Origin of the sequence: Micromonospora sp. NPDC005174, assembly GCF_040608495.1 — a bacterium.
GTDB lineage: Bacteria > Actinomycetota > Actinomycetes > Mycobacteriales > Micromonosporaceae > Micromonospora.
Map to the genome: position 1 here is coordinate 1 of NZ_JBEXIJ010000048.1, position 22,910 is coordinate 22,910.

General features: G+C 71.3%; 20 protein-coding genes and 1 pseudogene. 8 read left to right on the forward strand and 13 right to left on the reverse strand.

Annotated elements, in window-relative coordinates:
• Together ABZU91_RS31015 and ABZU91_RS31020 are read left to right on the forward strand one after the other, a co-directional pair.
• A partial coding sequence (locus ABZU91_RS31015) for a non-reducing end alpha-L-arabinofuranosidase family hydrolase (protein WP_355248277.1) occupies positions 1-195 on the forward strand: 195 nt, incomplete at its 5' end.
• An 88-nt stretch (positions 196-283) separates the two neighbouring features.
• Positions 284-682, forward strand: a complete 399-nt coding sequence (locus ABZU91_RS31020) for a VOC family protein (RefSeq protein ID WP_355248280.1) — start codon at positions 284-286, stop codon at positions 680-682.
• Positions 683-708: 26 nt separating this feature from the next.
• Here the strand turns inward: ABZU91_RS31020 and ABZU91_RS31025 are convergent, their stop codons facing one another.
• From ABZU91_RS31025 to rph, 3 genes are read right to left on the reverse strand one after another with little or no spacing between them, the layout of a single operon-like run.
• On the reverse strand, positions 709-1,956 hold the full coding sequence (locus ABZU91_RS31025) for a DUF6596 domain-containing protein (protein ID WP_355248283.1): 1,248 nt from the start codon (positions 1,954-1,956) through the stop codon (positions 709-711).
• A 1-nt stretch (position 1,957) separates the two neighbouring features.
• Positions 1,958-2,314 (reverse strand): YciI family protein, encoded by a 357-nt coding sequence (locus ABZU91_RS31030; RefSeq protein ID WP_355248285.1) that lies wholly within the window; start codon positions 2,312-2,314, stop codon positions 1,958-1,960.
• Positions 2,315-2,356: 42 nt separating this feature from the next.
• Positions 2,357-5,002: a rifamycin-inactivating phosphotransferase gene (gene rph, locus ABZU91_RS31035; RefSeq protein WP_355248288.1), complete on the reverse strand. Its 2,646-nt coding sequence runs from the start codon at positions 5,000-5,002 to the stop codon at positions 2,357-2,359.
• Between the two features lie 249 nt (positions 5,003-5,251).
• On the opposite strand from rph, the gene ABZU91_RS31040 reads away from it, so the two are divergent.
• On the forward strand, positions 5,252-5,821 hold the full coding sequence (locus ABZU91_RS31040) for an alpha/beta fold hydrolase (protein WP_355248291.1): 570 nt from the start codon (positions 5,252-5,254) through the stop codon (positions 5,819-5,821).
• A gap of 108 nt (positions 5,822-5,929) precedes the next feature.
• Positions 5,930-6,775 (forward strand): alpha/beta hydrolase, encoded by an 846-nt coding sequence (locus ABZU91_RS31045; protein WP_355248293.1) that lies wholly within the window; start codon positions 5,930-5,932, stop codon positions 6,773-6,775.
• Between the two features lie 4 nt (positions 6,776-6,779).
• Here ABZU91_RS31045 and ABZU91_RS31050 read toward each other — a convergent pair whose 3' ends face one another.
• Together ABZU91_RS31050 and ABZU91_RS31055 are read right to left on the reverse strand one after the other, a co-directional pair.
• A complete protein-coding gene (locus tag ABZU91_RS31050; protein WP_355248296.1) occupies positions 6,780-7,493 on the reverse strand; it encodes a hypothetical protein in 714 nt (237 codons plus the stop codon).
• A gap of 176 nt (positions 7,494-7,669) precedes the next feature.
• Positions 7,670-9,328 carry a lectin gene (locus ABZU91_RS31055; protein WP_355248299.1) on the reverse strand — a complete coding sequence of 553 codons (1,659 nt, stop codon included), beginning with the start codon at positions 9,326-9,328 and terminating at the stop codon, positions 7,670-7,672.
• A gap of 277 nt (positions 9,329-9,605) precedes the next feature.
• On the opposite strand from ABZU91_RS31055, the gene ABZU91_RS31060 reads away from it, so the two are divergent.
• Positions 9,606-10,499, forward strand: coding sequence for an SGNH/GDSL hydrolase family protein (locus ABZU91_RS31060; protein WP_355248302.1), 894 nt, complete (start codon positions 9,606-9,608; stop codon positions 10,497-10,499).
• A 106-nt stretch (positions 10,500-10,605) separates the two neighbouring features.
• Positions 10,606-11,286 carry a hypothetical protein gene (locus ABZU91_RS31065; protein WP_355248305.1) on the forward strand — a complete coding sequence of 227 codons (681 nt, stop codon included), beginning with the start codon at positions 10,606-10,608 and terminating at the stop codon, positions 11,284-11,286.
• 18 nt (positions 11,287-11,304) lie between these two features.
• On the opposite strand, the gene ABZU91_RS31070 is transcribed toward ABZU91_RS31065, so the two are convergent.
• From ABZU91_RS31070 to ABZU91_RS31090, 5 genes and pseudogenes are all read right to left on the reverse strand, one after another.
• Complete coding sequence (locus ABZU91_RS31070) at positions 11,305-12,450, reverse strand: DUF6596 domain-containing protein (protein ID WP_355248366.1); 1,146 nt, start codon at positions 12,448-12,450, stop codon at positions 11,305-11,307.
• A gap of 8 nt (positions 12,451-12,458) precedes the next feature.
• On the reverse strand, positions 12,459-12,866 hold the full coding sequence (locus ABZU91_RS31075) for a YciI family protein (RefSeq protein ID WP_355248308.1): 408 nt from the start codon (positions 12,864-12,866) through the stop codon (positions 12,459-12,461).
• Positions 12,867-12,996: 130 nt separating this feature from the next.
• Positions 12,997-14,037, reverse strand: coding sequence for a LacI family DNA-binding transcriptional regulator (locus ABZU91_RS31080; RefSeq protein ID WP_355248311.1), 1,041 nt, complete (start codon positions 14,035-14,037; stop codon positions 12,997-12,999).
• A gap of 31 nt (positions 14,038-14,068) precedes the next feature.
• Positions 14,069-14,641: pseudogene (locus ABZU91_RS31085) on the reverse strand (glycoside hydrolase family 43 protein); the annotation flags it as partial.
• A 30-nt stretch (positions 14,642-14,671) separates the two neighbouring features.
• Positions 14,672-15,643 (reverse strand): glycoside hydrolase family 43 protein, encoded by a 972-nt coding sequence (locus ABZU91_RS31090; protein WP_355248314.1) that lies wholly within the window; start codon positions 15,641-15,643, stop codon positions 14,672-14,674.
• A 458-nt stretch (positions 15,644-16,101) separates the two neighbouring features.
• Here ABZU91_RS31090 and ABZU91_RS31095 point away from each other — a divergent pair, with 458 nt between their 5' ends.
• The gene (locus ABZU91_RS31095) at positions 16,102-18,951 is read left to right on the forward strand and encodes a glycoside hydrolase N-terminal domain-containing protein (protein ID WP_355248317.1); all 2,850 of its coding nucleotides are present in this window, start codon (positions 16,102-16,104) and stop codon (positions 18,949-18,951) included.
• A gap of 144 nt (positions 18,952-19,095) precedes the next feature.
• On the opposite strand, the gene ABZU91_RS31100 is transcribed toward ABZU91_RS31095, so the two are convergent.
• Positions 19,096-19,410: a hypothetical protein gene (locus ABZU91_RS31100; protein WP_355248319.1), complete on the reverse strand. Its 315-nt coding sequence runs from the start codon at positions 19,408-19,410 to the stop codon at positions 19,096-19,098.
• A gap of 45 nt (positions 19,411-19,455) precedes the next feature.
• The gene (locus ABZU91_RS31105; protein ID WP_355248322.1) at positions 19,456-19,905 is read right to left on the reverse strand and encodes a hypothetical protein; all 450 of its coding nucleotides are present in this window, start codon (positions 19,903-19,905) and stop codon (positions 19,456-19,458) included.
• 215 nt (positions 19,906-20,120) lie between these two features.
• Here ABZU91_RS31105 and ABZU91_RS31110 point away from each other — a divergent pair, with 215 nt between their 5' ends.
• Complete coding sequence (locus ABZU91_RS31110) at positions 20,121-21,134, forward strand: LacI family DNA-binding transcriptional regulator (protein WP_355248325.1); 1,014 nt, start codon at positions 20,121-20,123, stop codon at positions 21,132-21,134.
• 57 nt (positions 21,135-21,191) lie between these two features.
• Here ABZU91_RS31110 and ABZU91_RS31115 read toward each other — a convergent pair whose 3' ends face one another.
• On the reverse strand, positions 21,192-22,904 hold the full coding sequence (locus ABZU91_RS31115) for a trehalase family glycosidase (RefSeq protein WP_355248327.1): 1,713 nt from the start codon (positions 22,902-22,904) through the stop codon (positions 21,192-21,194).
• Positions 22,905-22,910: the final 6 nt, after the last annotated feature.

Consider the following 22,910-nt stretch of genomic DNA (forward strand, 5'->3'; position numbering starts at 1 on the left):
GCCGGCAAGGCCAACAGCGGCGCCACCTGGACCAACGACATCAGCCACGGCGAGCTGATCCGCACCAGCGCCGACCAGACCTTCACCGTCGACCCCTGCAACCTCCAACTCCTCTACCAGGGCCGCTCCCCGAGCTCCGGCGGCGACTACGGACTCCTGCCGTACCGCCCCGGTCTGCTCACCCTGCAACGCTGACACCACCCACGTCGTGGGGCGGGTCCGGCGCCACGCCGAACCCGCCCCGCGTCACGTCCACGACCGCCCGTGTCTGCCAGGCTGGGTCATGCCCTTGAGCGCCCACCACCTCAGAGCCTCGGTCGCCGTGTCCGACATCGCGCGGGCGGTCACGTTCTACGAAGGCCGGCTGGGCCTGCGGGCGCTGCGATCCGCCCCCAGCGCCCACGTCGTCGACGGCAGCCGCATCTACGCCTCCGGCGGCGGGCCGGCCCTCAACGTCTACCAGTCGGTCACCGCCGGGACGACCGCGGCAACGTTGGCGACGTGGTACGTCGACGACCTCGACGCGATCGTGGACGAACTGACCGCAGCGGGCGTCGACTTCGTCCGCTACGGGCAGTTCGAACACGATGCGAAGGGGATCACCGCGCGGGCGGGTGGTGGCCGTATCGCCTGGTTCCAGGACCCGGACGGCAACACGTTCGCCGTCGAGGCCGACGTCTGACCGGCCGGCGGTGCACGGCGCGACGGTCAGAGGTGTCGTTCCACCTCGGTCAGGCGCTCGCCGAGGAAGGCGCGCTCGACGTCGTTGTCGGTGAGGGTCAGCGCCTCCTCGTAGGCCGTCCGGGCCTGCGGCCACTGCCCCAACTGGCGCAGGAAGTCGGCCCGGGCGGCGCTGAGGTATCCGTACGTGGCGAGGGTCGGATCGGCGAGCAGCGGGTTCAGCGCGTCGAGGCCGGCCCTCGGGCCGTCGCGTAGCCCGATCGCGGCGGCCCGATTGAGCTCCACCACGGGGGAGGGCCAGCACCGGAACAGGGCGTCGTAGAGCGCGACGATCTGGGCCCAGTCGGTGTCCTGCCAGCTCGGCGCCTCGGCATGCAGGGCGGCTATCGCCGCTTCCAGCGCGTACCGTGTCGGTGGCCGACGGCGCAGCGCGTCGGCCACCAGCCCCCGACCCTCGGCGATGAGCTGCCGGTCCCAGCGCGAGCGGTCCTGCTCGGCCAGCAGCACCAGTCGCCCCTCCGCCGAGGTGCGGGAGTTCTGGCGGGAGGCGTTGAGCAGCAGCAGCGCGAGCAGTGCCTTGATCTCGGCGTTGGTCGGCATGAGCAGGTGCAGCATCCGGGCCAGGCTGATCGCGCTGTCCACCAGATCCTGACGGACCAGCGCGGTGCCGAGTGGCGCCGTGTGGCCGGTGGTGAAGATCAGGTGGACGACCTCCAGGACGGCGCTCACCCGCTCTTCGAGCTGGTCCGGGCCGGGCACCCGGTACGGGATGCGCGCTGCGGCGATCTTCTTCTTCGCTCGGGTGATGCGGGCGGCCATGGTGGCCGGCTGCACCAGGAACGCACGGGCCACCTCGGGTGTCGAGAGCCCGCACACGAGGCGCAGCGTCAGGGCGACCTGGGCCTCCCGGGCCAGGGCCGGGTGCGAGCAGGTGAAGATCAGGCGCAGCCGGTCGTCGACGAGACCGTCCTCCGGCCCCGGCGTGGTCTCGTCGGCGACGAGCAGCGGCATCTTCCGACGAAAGACGGATTCGCGGCGTAGGACGTCGCGGGCCCGGTTGCGCGCGATGGTGGTCAACCAGGCGCCCGGTCGGTCCGGGATCCCGGTCTGCGTCCAGGTCTCCAGGGCCTGTGCGAATGCGTCCTGTGCGCACTCCTCCGCCAGGTCGAGGTCGCGGGTCAGATGGGCCGTGGTGCTGAACACCTGGGCCCAGTCGCGGCGGTGCGCCTGGGCTACCGCCGCGACGACCTCGTCCTTTGTCAGTCGGTCGGTCACGTCAGCCGTGGTCGACCACCGGGCGGACCTCCACGCCGCTGTGCGAGGCGCGCACCTCGGGAAGCAGCGTCGCCAACGACAGGACCTCGTCCAGGTCGGCCGCCTCGACGAGGTAGTAGCCGCCGAGCACCTCCTTGGTCTCCAGGAACGGGCCGTCGGTCGTCCTGATCTGGCCCATCGGGTCCGAGCGCAGCGTGGTGGCCGTGGCCGCCAGCTCGAGCTGCTGCCCGTCGAGGATCTGCGTGCCGGCCTTTCCGACGAAGGCCTCGTGCGCGGCGTCGTGCGTCTTCCACTGCTCGTCGGTCATCGCGTCCCACTGCTGGGCGTCGCCGTAGATGAGAATCATGTACTTGGCCATGGCGCAGGTCCCGTCCGTGTGCCGGCCCCCTCGGTGGGGCCCCTACATTACGACGTGTCGCGCGGACGGTGGATCGACAGCCGCGTCGGACTCGTCGAGGATCTCGACGTACCCGTCGGTGCCGTGCACACGGATCCGCTGTCCGTCCCGGATCAGCCTGGTCGCGTCCGGCACGCCGACGACGGCGGGGAGGCCGTACTCCCGGGCGATGACCGCGCCGTGGGTCATGAGACCGCCCACCTCGGTGACCAGGGCCATGACGGCGACGAACAGGGGCGACCAGCTCGGATCGGTGTACGCGGTGACCAGGATGTCGCCCGACTCCAGCGCGGCGTCCGCCATGTCGGAGAGGACACGGGCGCGGCCCTCGACGGTCCCGCCGGACACCCCGAGGCCGGCCAGCGCGCCGGTCGGCACGTCGTCTCGTCGGTACGCCCCGGAGATGATCTCTCCCTCGGAGGTGAGCACCCGGGGCGGCGTGAGCGTCTGGTACGCGCGGAACTCGTCCCTCCGCCGCTGGATCAGCGCGTCGTCGACCCGGTGCGACCGCACCGCGTCGTGCAGCTCGGCGAAGGTGAGGTAGAAGACGTCGTCCCTCGCGCGCAGCACGTGGGCGTCGACGAGGCGCTCGGCCTCACGCAGCAGGGCCTGCTTGTAGACGAAGTAGCGGCTGATGATCGCGTACTTCGGATACTCGCGGTATCCGATGAAGGTGCGCACCCGGTCGATCATCCCTGCGGTCTCGTCGGCCCTGTGTTCCCCGTCCGGCAGGGCGCGTAGGCGTTCCAGCAGCTCCTCGCGCTTGCGCTGCGCCTCCTCGTACCCCTGTGCGAAGCGCCGTCGGGCGGCGCCGGGCTCGTGGAGCCTGATGTTGTCGAGGATCAGGGGTACGAGCGTGGTGGGACGCTCGGCCCAGCGCGGCCTGGTGATGTCGATCTCGCCGACGCAGCGCATGCCGTACCGGTCGAGATACGCGCTGATGGCGTCGCGTGCCTCCGTGCCGCCCGCCAGCTTCGGCAGTTCGTCGAGGAAGCCGTCGTCGGCGACGTCCCGCAGGTAGGCCACCACATCGGGGTACGGACGGATCGCGTCCGCGACGTCGAGCAGCGCCAGGCCCATCTCCGACGTGACGTTGCCCGGGGCGGACAGCGTGAGGGTGTCGGCCGCGTTCCGCTCGCCCAACCATTCGGACAGGTGGTCGTTGAGCCACCAGGTGGCTCCCATCCCCGCCATGATCGCCTGCATGCTCAACGGATCGGCGAGCAGCCGCTTGTGCTCGGCGAAGGCCTCGAACAGGAAGTCGAACAGCGCCGGTCCGGTCACGTTCGCGATGTCGCGCCGCAGTGCGGCGAGAGACGCCTGGCTGCGCTCGATCAGCTCGGCGACGATGGCCGGATCGTTCTCGATCGTGGCCGGCGCGCCGTCGAGCCGCGGGACACCGGGACCGTCCTGGGCCAGCGTCGGTACGAAGTCGGGGCGCTCCAGGAGGGTTTCCAGCGCGTCCCGGGTCAACGGATCGGACCTGCCCGCCATCTCCAGGAAGCCGACGCGGCCCGCGGGCGACGCCAGGAGCCGGGTGGCGTCGACGAAGAGCCTCCCCCCGGCCTCGTGCATCGGCGCCATCGCCGTGAGCTGCCACATGGACAGCCCCAACGGCCTCATGGCGTCGGTCATCATCTGCTGATGCCCCACGGACAGGTAGACGTGGTTCTCCTCGTCCCAGGCGGCGGGGACGGGGAACAGCGTCGTGATCGGCCGGCTCTGGACGATGTGGAGGTCGTCGTCGACCAGGCACCACTCGATGTCCTGCGGGCAGCCGAAGTGCGCCTCGATCCGCCGGCCCACGCGCACCAGCCGCAGGACCTGGGCATCGGTCAGCGCCGGCTGCCCCTGACGGTCCGTGCTGATCGGCTGCCTGACGGTGCCCCCGCCCGGGAGGGTGTCGATGGCGAGCCGCTTGGTGGCGATCGACCTGTCGATGATCGCGTCGTCCCGCACCCGGTAGGCGTCCGGGTTGACGAGCCCGGAGACCAGAGCCTCGCCAAGGCCGAAACTGGCCTCGACGGAGGCAGTCCTCCGGTTGGACGTGCGGGGGTCGGCCGTGAACAGCACACCGGCCGCCTGCGGAAACACCATCTTCTGCACGACGACGGCGAGGTGGACCGTCCGATGGTCGATGCCGTTGCGCTGCCGGTAGGTGACGGCACGCTCGGTGAAGAGCGAGGCCCAGCACCGTCGGACGTGCGCGAGGATGGCGGCCGTGCCTCGGACGTTCAGGTAGGTGTCCTGTTGGCCCGCGAAGGAGGCCGTCGCCAGGTCCTCCGCCGTGGCGCTGGACCGGACGGCGTAGGCCGTGTCCGCACCGTGCTGGCGCAGGGCTCCGTCGATCGCCGCCACCACGTCGTCGGGCAGGGCGGTCTCTTCGATGCTCCGGCGGATCTCCGTGCTGAGGTCGCGGACCGCGTCTCGGTCGTCCGGCGTCAGGCGCGACAGCCGCTCAAGGCGAGCCTCGATCGAGGGCACCTCGGCCAGAACCCGTCGGAAGGCGTCGGTCGACACGCAGAAGCCAGCCGGTACGCGGATGCCGTCGATCCGCGACAGCGCCCCCAGACGGGCGCCCTTGCCTCCGGCGGTCGCGATCTGCGTCTCGTCGACCTCGTCGAGACCCCACACGTAGCGGTCGGTCATCGCGTCACCTTGGTCCGGACGGTCCGTACGACCACTCGTGTCCTGCACAACACACGCACCTGGTGCCCCGATTCTTCGTTCGTTTCCATCTCCGGCCGACGATTCTGCGGCACCATGGGGGTCTTGCGGCAAGGCCCCCAACGCGATATACGTTAAAGTGGGAGCGGTTAGCGGTGGTGTTTTCCCCTGTTCCCGCTGCGAATGAAAATCGCGAGAAGCGGCACGGGCGCAGCGCGAAAGGGCGCAGTCGTGACAGCGGCAACGCAGATTCTGTTCGTCCAGGGCGCCGGCTCCGGCACGTACGACGAGTGGGACAGCCGGATGGTCGACAGCCTGCGGCGCGAGCTCGGTGAGTCGTACGACGTCCGCTATCCGCGCCTGCCCGACGAGGGCGATCCGCGTTACGCCACCTGGAGCGCGGCCATTCGGCGGGAAATCGCGTCTCTGGACGACGGTGCCGTCGTCGTGGGCCATTCGGTGGGCGGGACGATCCTCGTCCAGGCGCTCGCCGAGCGGCCACCGGAGTGTGAGCTGGCGCTCATCGTCCTGATCGCCGCCCCCTTCGTCGGCGCGGGCGGCTGGCCCGGCGACGAGTTCGAGCTGCCGGACGACCTCGGCGCCCGGCTGCCGCGGGACGTGCCGGTGCGGGTGTTCCACGGCCTCCGGGACGAGACGGTGCCACCGTCGCACGCCGGCCGGTACGCGGACGCGGTGCCCCAGGCGCGGCTGTACCGGCTGCCCGGGCGCGATCACCAGCTCGACGACGACCTCGGCGACGTGGCGAGGGTGATCACTCGGGACGTCCCGCCGCCGTGCTGACAGCACGCCGACGGTGGCCGCCGGTGCTGCGGCAGATGTCACTTTGACGAACAAAGCTAATAGTATTAGCCTCTAGCTAAAGCAATTAGCCAGCTCCCGGAGGATCCGATGACCGAGTACCTGAACGTCGACGGCGGCACCCTGGCGTACGAGGTGACCGGTGCCTCCGGGCCGCTCGTCGTCCTCGCCCACGGCATGGGTGACAGCCGCGAGGCGTACCGCTTCGTCGTTCCGCGCCTGGCTGCCGCCGGCTACCGGGTGGCCGCGGTCGACCTACGGGGTTGCGGTGAGTCGAGCGCCCGGTGGCCTTCCTACAGCCGCACCGACATCGCGGGCGACCTGCTCGCGGTGGTCCGTCACCTGGGCGGTCCGGCCGTGCTGGTCGGCCACTCGATCTCCGGCGGAGCCGCCACCATCGCCGCCGCCCAGGCACCCGAGTTGGTCAGCGGCATCGTCGAGCTGACCCCGTTCACGCGCAAGCAGTCGATCAAGCTGCGCGACCTGCGGGTCGCCCGTTTCCGCAAGGGCATGACCCGACTGCTCGGCACCGGCCTGTTCGGCAGCGTCGCGCTCTGGCGCAGCTACCTCGACGTCGCCTACCCGGGGCGCAAGCCGGCCGACTGGGCCGCCCGCACGACCCGGATCGACGCGATGCTGAGCGAGCCCGGCCGGATGGCGGCGATGCGCAGGATGGGCCGGTCGGCACCGGTCGACGCGGGCGCGCAGTTGGGCAACGTCCGCTGTCCGGTCCTGATCGTCGAGGGGTCGCTCGACCCCGACTGGGCCGACCCGCGGGCCGAGGGGGAGGTGATCGTGGCCGCGCTGCCGGCCGGGTTGGGTCGGCTCGAGGTCATCGAGGGCGCGGGTCACTACCCGCACGCGCAGTACCCCGACGAGACGGCTGCCCTGCTGCTCGCCTTCCTGGGCGCGAACGCCCGCGCCCAGGGCCGCTAGGCGATCAGGCCAGCAACTGTTCCCGCATCCGCGCGCCCAGGTTGATCCGTCCCACCGCGCGCGGGCCGGCCGGGTCGTGCACATCGAGGGTGTTGTTGCGACGCATGAGCGCACGGACCGGAGGTGGCAACCGGGGCGGGTCGTCCATCGCGGCGAGGACCTGCGCGGCGCTCGTGATCAGTCGATCCACGAACGCGGCGGCGTCGGTGTCCACCCGCACCCGGCCGTACTCCCAGCCGACGGTGGTGAGGTCGAGCAGCTCGAACACGTGTGTCGCCAGCGGGTTCGGGTCGGTCACCCGGTCGAGCCGGGCCGCCCGGTCGCCGACCACCGCGACGGCGGCGGCCACCTGGGCATACGGGTGGAAGCCGCACGGCAGCGCGAACAGCGGCCACCGCAGGCCGGGACCGGCCTCCATCCACAGCGGCCGGTAGTTCCGCCGGTGCACCAGGAGTCGCCGGCCGGTCCGCCGGTGGATGTCCTGGGCCTGCGCCCGCAGATCCACGTGTGCCTCGTCGGCGACCTGGCTGAGAACCCGGGCCGCCACCACCAGGCCGTCGTCGCCGCCCAACATGCCGGTCGCCGCTTCGACCTGCGCGGGAAACGGAACCCGCGTGTGTGCGCCGTATCCGTGCTGGAGGTTGCGCAGCAGCGTCTGCTGCCGCTCCGGGTCGAGTTGGACCCGCCCGCCGCCCAGCAACCGCTGGAGCCAACGCATGTCGCCTCGTTTCAGCAGAGCCGTCCCGATCCGTGGCAATGCTATGCGTCGGACGTTCCACGGGTGTCGCAGGGGTGAGCATGGGCGGCGTGGGCCGGCCGGGCGACGCGCGGGTCGGTGCCCGCGGACGTGCCCGGCCGGTCCAGGCCCTGCCCCCGCCTAGCGGGGACGGTTGCTCAGCTGCGGCTCCACCGCTGGCTGGCTGCGCCGTTGCAGTCCCAGATCTGGGCGCGCGTGCCATTCGCCGTACCGTTGCCCACCAGATCCAGGCAGCGGCCCGAGGCGACCGCCGTGATCGAGCCGTCGGCGTTGAAGCGCCACTGTTGGTTCGCCTGGCCGTGGCAGTCCCAGATGATCACCGATGTCCCGTTGGCGGTGCCGGCGTTGTTGACGTCGAGGCATTTGCCTCCGTAGACCCGCAGTTCCTGGGCACTTGTCGAGGTCCAGGACTGGTTGGCCTGGCCGTGGCAGTCCCAGATGATGGCGGTGGCGCCGTTCGTCTGGGACGCGCCGTTGACGTCCAGGCACCGGCCGGCGGACGTGCTGCGGATCGTCGACGTCGCGCTCGGCGGCGGCGTGGTCGGTGGGGGAGTGGTCGGCGGCGGCGTGGTCGGCGGCGGCGTGGTCGGCGGGGGAGTGCCACCGCCGCTGACCAGGAACATGGCGGCGCCGTGTGCCGGCACGGACGCGCTGATCGTGCCGGTCGACGTCGAGGTGGTGTGGGACCACAGGTCGCGCACGGTGTACGAGCCCGCGCTGCCGAGCCCGAGCGCGCTGGCAGTGGTGGAGATCGTGGTCGTGCCGCTGCCGCGGTTGAGCAGGACGGTGGCCACCCCGCCGGTGGACATCGGCTTGCGCCAGACCTCGAGGTCACCGGAGTCGCTGATCTTGCGGCCCTGCTGACCGCCCCAGTCCTGGTTGACGGCGATCACGTCGGTGTTGGTCAGGATCGTGCGGGTGGCCGCCGACATGGTGCGGATGTCGTTGCCCGCCAGCAGCGGGGCGTTCAGCAGCGCCCAGAGGCTGAAGTGCGCCCGGGATTCGGTGTCGGTGGGCCCGTTGCCGACCTCCAACATGTCCGGGTCGTTCCACGCGCCCGGTCGGGCGTACGACTCCTTGCCGACCTGCTGGTCCAGGATGCTCATGATGGAGTTCCAGTTCCCACCGATGTCGCCGGTGGTACGCCAGGAGTTGCCCACTCCCGCGCCCCAGGTCCAGACGCTGTCCTGGCCCCAACTGCACAGGCTGTACAGGATCGGCCGGTTGGTGGCGGCGAGCGCGTCCCGCATCGCGGTGTAGCGCTGCTGCGCGCTCCGGCCGAGGTGGTCGCCGCAGTTGTCGTACTTGAGGTAGTCGATTCCCCAGGACGCCCAGAGGTTGGCGTCGCGTTGCTCGTAGTTGATGCTGGCCGGGTACCCGGCGCAGGTCAGAGTCCCGGCCGAGGAGTAGATGCCCAGCTTGAGGCCCTTGTCGTGGACGTAGTCGGCGAGCGCCTTGATGCCGCTCGGGAACTTCTGCGGATCGGCGACCAGGTCCCCACTGGCGTTGCGCTGCTTGGTGGACCAGCAGTCGTCGATATTGACGTAGCGGTATCCGGCCGCGGCCATGCCGCTGGAGACCAGCGCGTCGGCCGTCTGTCGAATGAGCGTCTCGTTGACGTTGCAGCCGAAAGCGTTCCAGTCGTTCCAGCCCATCTGCGGTGTGCGGGCCAGCCCGTTCTCCAACGCCTCCGCGGGTTGGGGGGTGGTGAGCACCATCGCGCCGCTGACCACCGCGGTGCCGAGGGCAGCCGCAAGGATTGTGGGAAGCAGTAGGGCGATTCTTCGTTTGAGCACGTGCGCTCCTTGCGGTGGTTGACGGCGAGGGCCCACTGCCGTCCACAGGAGCCGATGACATAGATCGATGCCAATTTAACTCGCACGACACATGCCGTCAATACAGCCGGTGTCCGGCGCGGATCTCGACAGGTCGGAGCCCACCCCGCAGCCCTCCCGACCCACACTGTGGGACATTATTTAGTGAGGGTCATCTATATTGACCCCGCTCGGCGGCGGCGACAGGATCTCGGCACCACCACCACCACCACCACCGCGATCTCCCCTGGGAGGCGTCATGCCCCGTCCCCGCCTGCCGCTCCTGCGCGCAGCCACCCGACTGGCCGCACTCGCCGCGGCCACCGCCGGTGTCCTGCTCGCCGTCGCCACGCCCGCCAGCGCCGCGGTCCCCACCGGCCGTTACGTCGCGCTGGGAGACTCGTACACCGCGGGTCCGTTGATCCCCACCCAGGTCGACCTCAACTGCCTGCGGTCGAACCGCAACTATCCCTCGCTGGTGGCCGCGGCCGCCGGCTCGACGTCGTTCGCGGACGTGAGCTGCTCCGGCGCCACGACGGACGACATTCTCCACGGCGGCAGCGGCCAACTGGGCATCAACGTCCCACCGCAGCTCAACGCGGTCACGTCGAGCACCGCGCTGGTGACGGTACAGATCGGCGGCAACGACATCGGCTTCTCCGGCATCATCGGCGAGTGCGCGGAGGCGAGCCTGAGCAGTCCCCTCGGTTCGCCGTGCAAGAACCGGTACACCGCGGGCGGCACCGACCAGTTGCAGGCCCGTATCGCGGCCACGGTGCCGAAGGTGACCGCCGTGCTGCAGGCGATCCGCCGGGCTGCGCCCAGCGCGCGGGTCGTCGTCCTCGGATATCCGGCGATCCTGCCCGACAGCGGGTACGGCTGCTGGCCCGTCGTCCCGATCGCCTACCAGGACGTGCCGTACCTGCGCGGTGTCGAGAAGTCGCTCAACGCCATGCTGGCCAGCGCCGCCGGCGCGAACGGCGCCACCTACGCCGACGTCTACACGCCGTCGATCGGTCGGGACACGTGCAAGAGCAGCGGAACCCGCTGGATCGAGGGGCTGGTGCCGCAGAACTCCGCCGCGCCCTTCCACCCGAACGCCCGTGGCGAACAGGGCATGAGCGCCGCGCTGCTGGCCACCCTGAACGGCTGACCGGACGCGACCGGCCCGTCCGACCCCGCCGCCCGAGGACGGCGGGGCCGGACGGTCCCGCACGTCGCGTCCCGGACTGTCGGAGGTCGCTGCAAGGATCTCCGCCGTGGATGGATGGACCTACAACGATCGCCCCGAGGGCGTCCGCTTCCTGACCGATCGAGTCGCCGAGCCGGGCCGCGGCGAGATCGAGGCCGAGATCTGGGACTGGATCGTCCGTGGCTACGACGAACCCGGCGACTTCCTGGACTACCTCGACGACGACGACGATCGACACGGCGCCACCGCCGAGGACCTCACGTCGGCGTACGAGACGGCGCTGGCCCTCCGGCGCGAGCAGCAGCGCGGCTGGGGCGCGGTCCGCAGCAACCTCACCCGAGCGTTCGCCGAGCTCAACGAGGCCGGCGTGCTGGCCCGAGAGAACTTCAGCTGTTGCGGCACCTGCGCGTCCGCGGAGATCCACGACGAGCGCGACGACTCCCGGCACTGGCAGGGCTACCTGTGGTTCCACCAGCAGGACACGGAGTCGCTGCTCGCGAGCGAGAACGGCGAGGTCTACCTCGGCTACGGGGCCTACCCGCCAGTGGATTTTGACGAGGCCGCCTACTCGGCCTTGCCGGAGGTCGAGCAGCAGGCCCGTTACCAGGCCGACCTGGAACGCCTGCTGGACGAGGTCGCCTTCCCGGTGCTGCGCCGCCACGGCATGCGGGTGGAATGGAACCGCAAGCAGTCGCAGCGGGTCCGGGTGAGCGGCGCGCAGTGGTACGCGCCGCTGCCGAGCGCCTGAGGCGGGTCGTGCGACCCGTCAGCGCCGCCGGTGGTCGTTGAGGCGGGCGGCCTGGCGGGTCAGATGGTCACGCTCGGCGAGGTTGGCCGCCTTACGAGCCGCCTCGGCGTAGAGGCGGGCCGCCCTCGCCCGGTCGCCGTCGCGTTCGTGCAGGTACGCGGCCACCGCCGAGTAACGCGGCAGCGAGTCGTCCAACCCGGCGAGGGCTGCCAGCCCGGCTCGGGCCCCGTCGGCCGTGCCGACCGCCACGGCACGGTTGAGCCGGACGACGGGGCTGTCGGTGAGGCGCGCGAGTTCGTCGTACCACTCGACGATCTGCACCCAGTCGGTCTCCTCGGCGGTGGGCGCGTCGGCGTGCAGTGCCGCGATGGCGGCCTGGGCCTGGAACTCGCCGAGCCGGTCGCGGGCGAGGGCGGTCTGGAGGATGTCGACGCCCTCGGCGATGGCGGTCGTGTCCCATCGGCCACGGTCCTGCTCCGCGAGCGGCACCAGGCTGCCGTCGGGCGCGGTCCGGCTGGCACGGCGGGCGTGGTGCAGCAGCATGAGGGCGAGCAGTCCCGCCACCTCGGGGTGGTCGATCGCCGCCGCGAGCTGCCGGGTCAGCCGGATGGCCTCGGCGGCGAGGTCGACGTCACCCGTGTAGCCCTCGTTGAAGACCAGATAGAGGACGCGCAGCACGGTGGTGACGTCGCCGGGCTGGTCGAACCGAACGGTGGAGACGGTGCGTTTGGCCCGGCTGATGCGCTGCGCCATGGTCGCCTCGGGCACCAGGTAGGCGCGGGCGATCTGCCGGGTGGTCAGTCCCCCGACGGCGCGCAACGTGAGCGCGACGGCGGACGACGGCGTCAGCGACGGGTGGGCGCAGAGGAAGTAGAGCTGGAGAGTGTCGTCCACGGCGGTCGTGGGGCCCGGCGTCGGCTCGGCGTCGACGACGTCCTCCCGACGACGACGGGCGGCGTCCGCGCGGGCGGTGTCGAGGAACCGACGCCAGGCCACGGTGATCAGCCAGCCCTTCGGATCCCGTGGCGGGTCGGCCGGCCAGACGCGGACGGCCTCCACCAGCGCGTCCTGCACGGCGTCCTCGGCCGCCGCGAAGTCGGCTCCGCGGCGGACGAGAACGGCGAGCACGCTCGGCGTGAGGCTCCGGAGCAGTGCCAGGTCCATCGCGGAGGTCACTCCGTGATGGTGGGCGGTTCGGTGAGGAACGGGCGCAGCTCGAGCCACTCGTGGATCGGCTTCCCACCGGCGCCCGGCGCGGCCGACAGCTCACCCGCCAGCTCGACGGCGCGTTGGTAGCTGTCGACGTCGATCACCATCCACCCGGCGATGAGGTCCTTGGTCTCCGCGAACGGGCCGTCGGTGACCGGGGGGCGTCCCTCCCCGTCGTAGCGGACCCATTCCCCCTCGGGGGCGAGCGCCTGGCCCTCGATGAACTCACCGCTCTCCTCCAGGCGGGCCGCGAAGTCGCGCATGTACTGCACGTGCGCCGAGATCTCCTCCGGCGTCCACCGGTCCATCGGTACGTCGTTCAGCCCGGCCGGACCACCCCGGTAGTGCTTCAGCAGCAGGTACTTCGCCATCGTCGTGCTCCTCCTCGCTCGCGTGACCCGTTCTGGTCACGTTCACCCCGGGGACGACGCCGGGTGTGGTTTCTCGACATGGCCGCCGAAAAAAATCGGCCTCTTCGTGACCCGCTGCCCGACCGCCCTGCTACCGAATGCTGGGCGGTCCGGTGCTGCCCCGGACGACGAGCGCCGTGCCGAGTTCGTACCGCTCCTGCGGGAGGGTGTGGCCGTCGGCCAGCGTCAACGCGAGTCGAGCGGCGGTGGCCCCGATCTCGGTGAACGGCTGCCGCACCGTGGTCAGCGGTGGTGACGTCCAGGTCGCCTGGTCCACGTCGTCGAAGCCGACGACGCTGAGATCTTCGGGGATTCGCAGGCCGATGTCGTGGGCCGCCGCGTAGACGCCGAGGGCCTGGAGGTCGTTGCCGCAGACGAGGGCGGTGGGTGGCTCGGCCCGTGTCAGCAACTCGCGCCCGAGGTCACGGCCGGCCACGAAGCTGAACACCCCCTGCCGTTCGAGGCTGTCGTCGAAGGAGATGCCGGCGTGGTCCAGGGCGGCCCGGAAGCCGTCCAGGCGAGCCCGCGCGGCCAGGTCCTGCACCGGCCCGGTGAGCACTCCGATCCGCCGGTGGCCGAGGTCGAGAAGGTGCCGGGTGGCGGCGAGGGCACCGCTCCAGTTGTTCGAGCCGACGGCGGGGGTGGGGAAGAGTTCGCCGCCCGGGTCGATGGCGACGAGCGGTATGCCCATGCTGGCCAACTGTCGGCCGTGCTCGGCGGTGACGAGCGAGCAGACCGCGATGACGGCGGTCGGATGGCGCAGCAGCAGGGGCTCCATCCAGGGCAGCCCCGCCTCCACGCGGTGACGGAGGTCGACGAAGCCGACGGTGCAGTCCCGCGGGTCGGCGACCTCCTGGATGCCGCGCAGGATCTCCAGGGCGATCGAGGGCAGCATGTGGTGGAAGAGCACCTCGATGCAGAGTGTTCTCGCGGCGTCCTCGGGACGGCGATAGCCGTGGTCGCGGAGCAGCGCCTCGACCCGCTGCCGGGTCTGCTCACCCACGCCGGTGCGACCGTTGAGGACCTTGGACACCGTCGGAGGGGACACTCCGGCGAGCTCGGCGATCGTGGCGACGGGCAGGTCACCGCGCCGCGGTATGCGGGGGCGGCGCCGCCGGCTCTCGTCGCTCACACGGCGAGTCTACGGTCGCGGCGCCGGTCGTTCAGCCGGGCGGACGCGCCACCGGACGGTAGTCGAACCAGTCGAAGGCCGCGACGCCGTCGGTCACGTACATGCCGATGACCCGGCCGGTGAAGCCGCCGGCGACCTCGGTGGAGAGATACCGCCCGTCGAGTTCGGCCAGCAGTACGTGGCCGTCCGCGGTCTCCACCTCGAACGTGATCATGTCGCTGGCGGCGGGGCGTACCCCGAAGGGTTCGTCGGTGACGGTGAGGTCGGCCGTGGACGTCACGGTCGGCGGGTAGAGATCGTGGGTCCGGGTGGTGATCGTCAGGACGAGCGGACCACCGGGTACGTCGAGGGTCGCGAAGACCTGCCGGAACGGTCCCACCCGGCCGACGACGCGGACGACGACGTCCTGGACCTCGATGTCGTAGTGGTGCGCCTCGTCGATGCGCAGGGTGAGCCCGGCCGTGCCGCCGTCCGGATCCACCCGCACGCTGGCGCGGCAGTCATGATGGCGTTGGCGGGCCGCCACGATCGTCGCGCCGGCGCGGTCCAGCGTCGTACCGGTGGCGTGCAGGGTGAGCCATCCAGGCCGCTCGGTCAACGACCAGGCCGCGTCGGGACGGGAGCGGGGCGAAACCTATCCGGGTGCGAGGCTGGTCGTGTCGAAGTCGTCGCGGTGCGCGCCCGGGTCGGGTGGGGCGGCCAGGGCCGGCGGGCTGCCGGCGGGTGCGGCGGTGATCTCTCGGACGGGGTCGACAACGGGCCAGCCGTCGACCCAGCGGACCGGCACGAGGAACGTCTCGCGCCCGAGCACGTGAAAGGGCGGCCACTGGCCCTTCGGCCGGATCCCCAGCAGGATCATCCACCAACTGCCGTCCGTGGCCTGCACCAGGTCGGCGTGCCCGGCCGCCTGGACGGGGAGGTCTGTGCTCCGGTGAGTGAGAATCGGGTTGGTCGGCGCGGGCTCGAACGGCCCCCGAGGGCTGCGGGACCGGGCAACCGAGACGGCGTGGCCGGTGTGCGTGCCGCCCTCGGAGAGCAGCAGGTACCACCATTCGCCGATCCGGTACAGGTGCGGCGCCTCCGGGTACTGCCCTCCGGTGCCGGACCAGAGCGCGATCGGTCCCTCTAGCACCCGGCCCGTGTCCGGGTCGATCCGGTAGCCGTCCACTCCCGAGGTCGTCAGCCAGCAGGTGCCGTCATCGTCCCAGGCCAGGGACGGGTCGACGTGGGGCAGGTCGAGGTAGACCGGCTCCGACCATGGGCCGGTGGGATCCGCCGCGGTGACGATGAGGTGCCGGCCGAGGCTGACGTTGGTGGTGATCACCCAGAAGCGGCCGTCGTGGTGGCGGATGGTCGGTGCGAAGATGCCGCCGGACGCGTTGGCGTCGGGCGGGATCTCCAGCTGGCTGGCACGGTCGAGGACGTTACCGATCTGTCGCCAGTGGACCAGGTCCCGGCTGTGCAGGAGCGGCACCCCGGGGAAGTACTCGAAGCTCGAGCAGACGAGGTAGTAGTCCTCGCCGACCCGACAGACGCTCGGGTCGGGGTAGAAGCCGGATACGACCGGGTTGTGGTAGCCCGCAACGGCCGACGAGCCTGAGGACACAGCTGCCACCTCCGGGCGGTCGGTGCCGGGATGTCGCGGTTTGTTCGCGATAACATCTCGTGGCTCTGGATGCTACGAACGAGCCGCGTCGATGGCAAGGTGCCCGGGCGGCCCGCCGTGGGCGCGCCCCTGCGCGCCGATCCGAAACATGACCGACACCTATTGACGCGCAGCGCCGTCATCTACGAAGGTCTATGGAGGATGCATGGCGCGCCGCCGGGAGCCCGGCACGCCGGGCCACGGCTGTGAACGTTGCCGAACGGTGCGAGCGGGCCGCACCTGTTAACGCTAACAGCAAGCCCACCACGCGTCCCCGGCCGCCGCCGATCGTCCCCGCCAGGACTCGAACGGCAAACCGGCCGTGGGCACGTCCCCGCCATAGCGCCAATTCCGGCGGTGCCTCCAGCGGCGCCGTCCCACCTGCGTGAGGTCTCTGGCCTGCGCAGATTGGAGAGACCATGTCTGAAGTGACACGAAGAAACGTGCTGCGGGCCGGTGCTGCGGGCGCCGGCGCCGCGCTGCTACCGGTCGCGTGGTCCGCCGTCGCCCGCGCCGATTCGGTCGCGCCGCCACAGGTGCTCGCCGCCAACGACCTGGCTCTGTGGTACGACGAGCCGGCCGGCACCGACTGGCTCCGCGCGCTGCCCATCGGCAACGGACGCCTCGGCGCCATGGTGTTCGGCAACGTCGACACCGAACGGCTCCAGCTCAACGAGGACACCGTCTGGGCCGGCGGTCCGTACGACTCCGCGAACACCCGCGGCGCGGCCAACCTCGCCGAGATCCGGCGGCGCGTCTTCGCCGACCAGTGGACGTCGGCGCAGGATCTGATCAACCAGACGATGATGGGCAACCCCGGCGGACAGCTCGCCTACCAGCTCGTGGGCAACCTCCGTCTCGCCTTCGGTTCCGCCAGCGGCGCGTCGCAGTACAACCGGACGCTCGACCTCACCACCGCCACCGTCACCACGACGTACGTGCTCAACGGTGTCCGGTACCAGCGTGAGGTGTTCGCCAGTGCCCCCGACTCGGTGATCGTGCTCCGGTTGACCGCCGATCGCGCCAACTCGATCACGTTCAACGCGACCTTCGACAGCCCACAGCGGACGACGATGTCGAGCCCCGACGCCGCCACGATCGCGGTCGACGGCATCTCCGGCGCCATGGAGGGCGTCAACGGCTCGGTGCGTTTCCTCGGGCTGGCCAACGCCACCGCGACGGGCGGCACGGTCAGCAGCTCCGGCGGCACCCTACGCGTCTCGGGTGCCACGAGCGTGACCGTCCTGATCTCGATCGGTTCCAGCTATGTCAACTACCGCACGGTCAACGGCGACTACCAGGGCATTGCGCGCACCCGCCTCAGCGCCGCCCGTGGGGCGAGCCTCGACCAGCTGCGCAGTCGCCATCTCGCCGACTACCAGGCCCTGTTCAACCGGGTGACGATCGACCTGGGGCGTACGGCCGCGGCCGACCAGCCGACCGACGTGCGGATCGCCCAGCACGCGAGCACGAACGATCCCCAGTTCTCCGCCCTGCTGTTCCAGTTCGGGCGGTACCTGCTGATCTCCTCCTCGCGGCCGGGCACCCAGCCGGCGAACCTCCAGGGCATCTGGAACGACTCGATGACGCCGCCGTGGGACTCGAAGTACACCATCAACGCCAACCTGCCGATGAACTACTGGCCCGCCGGCACCACCAACCTCGCCGAGTGCTTCCTGCCGGTGTTCGACTTGATCAAGGACCTCACGGTCACCGGGGCGCGTGTCGCCCAGGCGCAGTACGGCGCGGGTGGCTGGGTCACCCACCACAACACCGACGCGTGGCGGGGCGCCTCGGTCGTCGACGGGGCGCTGTGGGGCATGTGGCAGACCGGCGGCGCCTGGCTGGCCAGCCTGATCTGGGAGCACTACCTGTTCACCGGTGACGCCGGTTTCCTCCAGGCCAACTACCCGGCGCTCAAGGGTGCCGCCCAGTTCTTCCTCGACACCCTGGTCGCCCACCCGACGCTCGGTTACCTGGTGACCAACCCGTCGAACTCGCCGGAGCTGCCGCACCACTCGAACGCCAGCGTCTGCGCGGGCCCCACCATGGACAACCAGATCCTGCGTGACCTGTTCGACGCCGCGGCCCGGGCCAGTGAGGTGCTGGGTGTCGACACCACGTTCCGCTCCCAGGTGCGCACGGCACGGGACCGGCTGGCGCCGTCGCGGGTCGGCTCCCGCGGCAACATCCAGGAGTGGCTCGCCGACTGGGTCGAGACCGAGCGGAACCACCGGCACGTCTCCCACCTCTACGGCCTGCATCCGAGCAACCAGATCACCAAGCGCGGCACCCCGCAGCTCTACGAGGCCGCACGCCGAACGTTGGAACTGCGCGGCGACGACGGGACCGGCTGGTCCCTGGCCTGGAAAATCAACTACTGGGCCCGCCTGGAGGACGGCGCCCGCGCCCACAAGCTCCTGAAGGACCTGGTACGCACCGACCGGCTCGCGCCGAACATGTTCGACCTGCACCCGCCGTTCCAGATCGACGGCAACTTCGGTGCGACCTCCGGCATCGCCGAGATGGTGCTGCACAGCCACAACGGCGAGCTGCACGTGCTCCCCGCGCTGCCGAGCGCCTGGCCCACCGGCCAGGTCGCGGGCCTGCGCGGCCGGGGCGGATACACCGTCGGCGTGGCCTGGACCAGCGGGCAGGCCGACGAGATCAGCGTCCGCGCCGACCGGGACGGCACCGTACGCCTGCGCGCCCGCCTCTTCACCGGGTCCTTCACCCTCGTCGACGTCACCGACGGCAGCACGCCCAGCACCACCCGACCCGAGACGGATGTGGTGCAACTCGCCGTCCGCGCCGGTCACACCTACCGCGCGGCGCGGCCCGGTGTCACACCGTCACCGACGCTGAGCAGCACGCCCTCGCCCACCGTCTCGCCGACCCCGAGTCCGACCGACACACCGAGCCCGATCCCGACGCCGACGCCGACCGTGTCGAGCACGCCCTCGCCGTCCGGCGCGCGGGCCACGTACACGGTGACGAACTCGTGGTCGGGCGGCTTCCAGGCCTCGGTTACGGTGACCGCCGGCGCGACGCCCATCCGTGGCTGGACGGTCTCCTGGGCCTTCCCCAACGGGCAGGTGATCAGCCAGATCTGGGGTGGCACGCACACGCAGAGCGGTGCGAGCGTGCGGGTGACGAACGTCGACTACAACGGGGCGTTGCCGGCCGGTGGCTCCACCACGTTCGGTTTCATCGGCACCGCGACGGGCACCAACAACCCGCCGACCGAGATCACCTGCACGACCACCTGACGCGCCGATTTGCGCCCCCGCCAGCCGTCGGCCCCGCGTCGACGGTGGGTGGGGGCGTGTCGCCCGTCGCCGTGCAGCGGCACCGCCTCCGCCGGCGACGGGTGGCCGGCCAGCTTCTGCACCGCGTCGCCGCCCGTGCGCCGGCTACCGTGCCGGGTCGCCGTCGGTGCGCCCGGCCCGCCTGCGCCACCGCTGGTGCCGCCAGACGGCGACCAGAGAGGCCACCGCGACGAGCAGGGCTGCGGCGCCCTTCCAGACACGCTCGGACCACGGTCGCTCGGTGCCGAACGCCGCCTCACCGCTTGCCATGAGCCACAGCCCCACCCACGCCCACTGCCAGCCGCGCGGCCAGGAGAAGGTCTCCGGCGGGTCGGTGAACGCGCCGACCGCGATCACCGCGGCCCCGACGACGACGATCAGCGGTACGCCGACGCGCGTCACGAACTCCCAGAACGACACGTACCGATCATCGTCGGTGGACGCACGGCGTACCAGAGCCGCGGATCAGGAGACCGCCGCTCGGACCAGCTCGACGACCCGCTTCTCCACCTCGGGGCTCCACGTCCGCAGGGCGTACGACACCGGCCAGAGGTCGCCGTCGTCGAGGTTCGCCGCGTCCTGGAAGCCCAGTGTCGAGTACCGGTAGTTGAACTTGCCGGAGTCCTGGAAGAAGACGACGATCTTGTCGGCGGCGTTGGCGTACGCGGGCATCCCGTACCACGTCTTCGGCGACAGCTCCGGCGCTGCGGTGGTCACCGCCACGTGCACGCGCTCCGCGAGCGCGCGGTCGTCGGGCGCCATCTGCGCGATGCGGTCGAGGACCGCCTGCAACCCGTCGGCCTTCTTGGCGCCCTTCTTGCCCTCGGCGCGCAGTTCGGCCGCACGCTCCTTCATCGCGGCACGCTCCTCGGCGCTGAAGCCGTCGGAGTCGGTGCTGGAGGACTTCGCGGACATGTCGGGCTCCCTCTCGCTCGTCATGGCGCGGCGTCGTGCCGGCCACCTGGGAAAAGGCTAGGCCGGAAGGACGCGCGGGTGCTTCTTGATTCCTGACCGGCTGGGGCGTCCGGGATGAGCCGGACGGGGCGTCCGGGGCCGCTCGCGGAACGCTTATGCTCGGAAACCGGAGCTGGGCGCGTCCCGTCGGGGCAGGAGTCGATTCGAGGGGGCGTATGAACATCGGGGAGATCGCCCGGCGCGCGGGAGTGTCCCGCAGCACGGTGTCGTACGTGTTGAGCGGCAAGCGAACGGTGTCGGAGGCGACCCGGCAGCGGATCCAGGCGGTCATCGACGAGCTGGACTACCGGCCGAACGCCAGCGCCCGTGCCCTGAAGGAGGGGCGTACCCGCACCCTCGGGTTGGTGATCCCGCCGGCGAGTCAGCGGTTGACCGACATGCAGTTGGGCTTCGTCGCCAGCGTCGTCGAGGCCGCCGCCCGCCATGACCTCGACGTCCTGCTGTCGCCGTCGGGGGGCGACCACGACCGCTCGTTCGAGCGGATCGTCTCCGGGCGTCGCGTCGACGGCGTCGTGTTGATGGAGATCCGGTTGGAGGACGACCGCGTGACGCGGCTGGCCCGTACGGGTCTGCCGTTCGTCACGATCGGCCGGACGGCCGAGGCGCACGGCATGAGTTGGGTCGACATCGACTACGCCGGGCTGATCGCGCGCTGCGTGCACCACCTGGCCGACCTGGGGCACCGGCACGTGGCGCTGGTGAACCGATCCGCCGAGCTGGTGGCGGCGGGGTACGGCCCCAGCCATCGCGCCCTGGCCGGCTTCCAGGCGGCGGTGGCCGAACGGGGCCTCGCCGGCGTCGACGTGTGCTGCGGTGACGACTCCGCCTCCGGCGAGGCGTGCGTGGAGCAGTTGCTGGCGACGCATCCGGAGGTCACGGCGGTGGCCACCATCAACGAGGCGGCGCTTCCCGGCATGCAGCGCGCGCTGACCGGCGCCGGGCTGTCCGTGCCGGCGGACTTCTCGGTCACCGGGGTCGCCGCACAGCACTGGGCGGAGGACTTCCGCCCGCCGCTGACGGCTGCGGACGTACCCATGCGGGACATGGGCGCCGAGGCGGTGGCGCTGCTGCTGGAGATCATCGCGGCCCCCGGCAGCGTGCCCCGGCACCGCCTGTACAGCCCGCCCATCTCGTTGCGTTCCAGCACGGGCCCGGTCCGGGCCCGCTGACCCGCCCACCGCCGCCACGGTCCCGCGACCGTGGCGGCCGGTCGCGCACCGCCCCGGCTACCGCCCTGCTGCTCGGCGTTCCTGGTGCGCGGCGGCGAGGATGAGGTAGCTGCTGGCGGTCCAGGTGTACGCCCGGTCGCGCAGGCCGGCACCGGTCTCGGCGTCGAAGTTCTCCGCGAAACCCGACTTCTCGCAGAGCGCGAGGAAGCGCTGGCTGATGTCGTCGGCGATCCCGGTGTGCCCGGCCCGTCGCAGGCCGTCCTCGACCAGCACGGTGGAGGGCGCCCAGATCGGACCCCGCCAGTATCCGTCGGCGGCGTAGTGGGCCGAGTCCGTCGGCTCGGTGGCCAACCCGTGGGTGGTGAGGTGGCGCTCGACTCCCCGGGCCAGCGCGTCGGCGATCGGGGTGGGCAGGTCGGCGCCGAGCGCGATGGGCATCAGGTCGAGCAGGCTACGGCTGGTCCGCTGCTGGCCGGTGTGCGGGCTGCGGGCCGTGAAGCGCTCACCGTCCCACAGGTCCCGGAGCATCGCCGTACGGATTCGGCCGGCCTCCCGGGACCACCGGTCGGCCTCGACGCCCAGCTCGGTGGCGAGGTCGGCCAGGCAGTCCAGCTGCGAGACGAGGAAGGCGGCCAGGTCGGCGGTCTGCACGACCCGACCCTCGTCGAACGTGGTGGCGTTGTCCCAGCCGCTGTCGTTGCCGTGCTGGTAGTGCGGCAGGTCCGCACCGGGGGCGCGGCGCGCGTCCAGCCAGAACCCGGCCCAGCGGGCCAGCCGGTCGTACGTCTGCGCGAGCGCCGCCCGGTCCGGTGGGTGGGGGAGGCGTCGGCGCAGGTGCCGCAGCGCCCAGCCGTGGATGGGGGGTTTGACGTAGTTGTGCAGGACCTCGGAGTGGGTGACCGAGTCGGGAAGGGCACCCGCGGCGTCCTGGTGGTCGAAGGGCAGGTGGAACTGGTGCCAGGCCAGCTCGGGCTCGCCGGCCGCCAGGGCGATCGCGTTGAAGCAGTGGTCCCAGCTCCACACCTTGTCCATCCAGTGCTTGGACATCAGGACGGCGGGTCGGGTGACGAACCCCGCCGGGTCGACAGTGGCGGACCACAGCACGTACGCGGCCAGCTCGGCGGCCGGGGTGTCCTCGTCGCGCCACGGCGCGACCGCGTCGACGAACGCGGCGAACTCGGCGCTGCGGTCGCGGCACACCTGGTCGAAGGCGACGGTCGTGGCGTAGGGCCGCCGCGCGGTGGCGTACTCCTCGATCGCGATCTCCCAGGGCTCGTCACCCGTGAGGTCCAGGGACCGGTCGGCGGTGCCGAGCGCCTCGACGCCGTCGGTGCGGCGCAGCGCGCCGGCGAGCACCGTGACCCGGTAGCGACGCCCGGTCTCGTAGGAGGTGAACACGTGCGAGCCGTCGACCGGGTCGAGGTAGAGGTAGGTGCCGCTGAACGGGGTGAGCGTGCCGGCCGCCGCGGCTATTCGCAGGCCGAGGTGCCGACCGCGGAGCCGCAGGGTGTCCGGTCCGTCGTAGACGGCGTCGATCCGACCGGGACCGGCATGCCAGGTCAACAGCGCGGGTGTGGCGACGACCGTCGTGCCCGGGGCCGTGGGGGAGAGGCGTAGCACCGGGTGCAGCCCGGTCTGGTGCGACACCAGGTGCAGGTCGTCGGCGTACGTCTTCTCGGCGACCACGGGGGAGATGTTGAGCCAGGACCCTCGGTAGCTGAACGGGATGTCCTGGATGGCGAACTCCGGACCGGACGGGGCGACGGTCATGGGTGG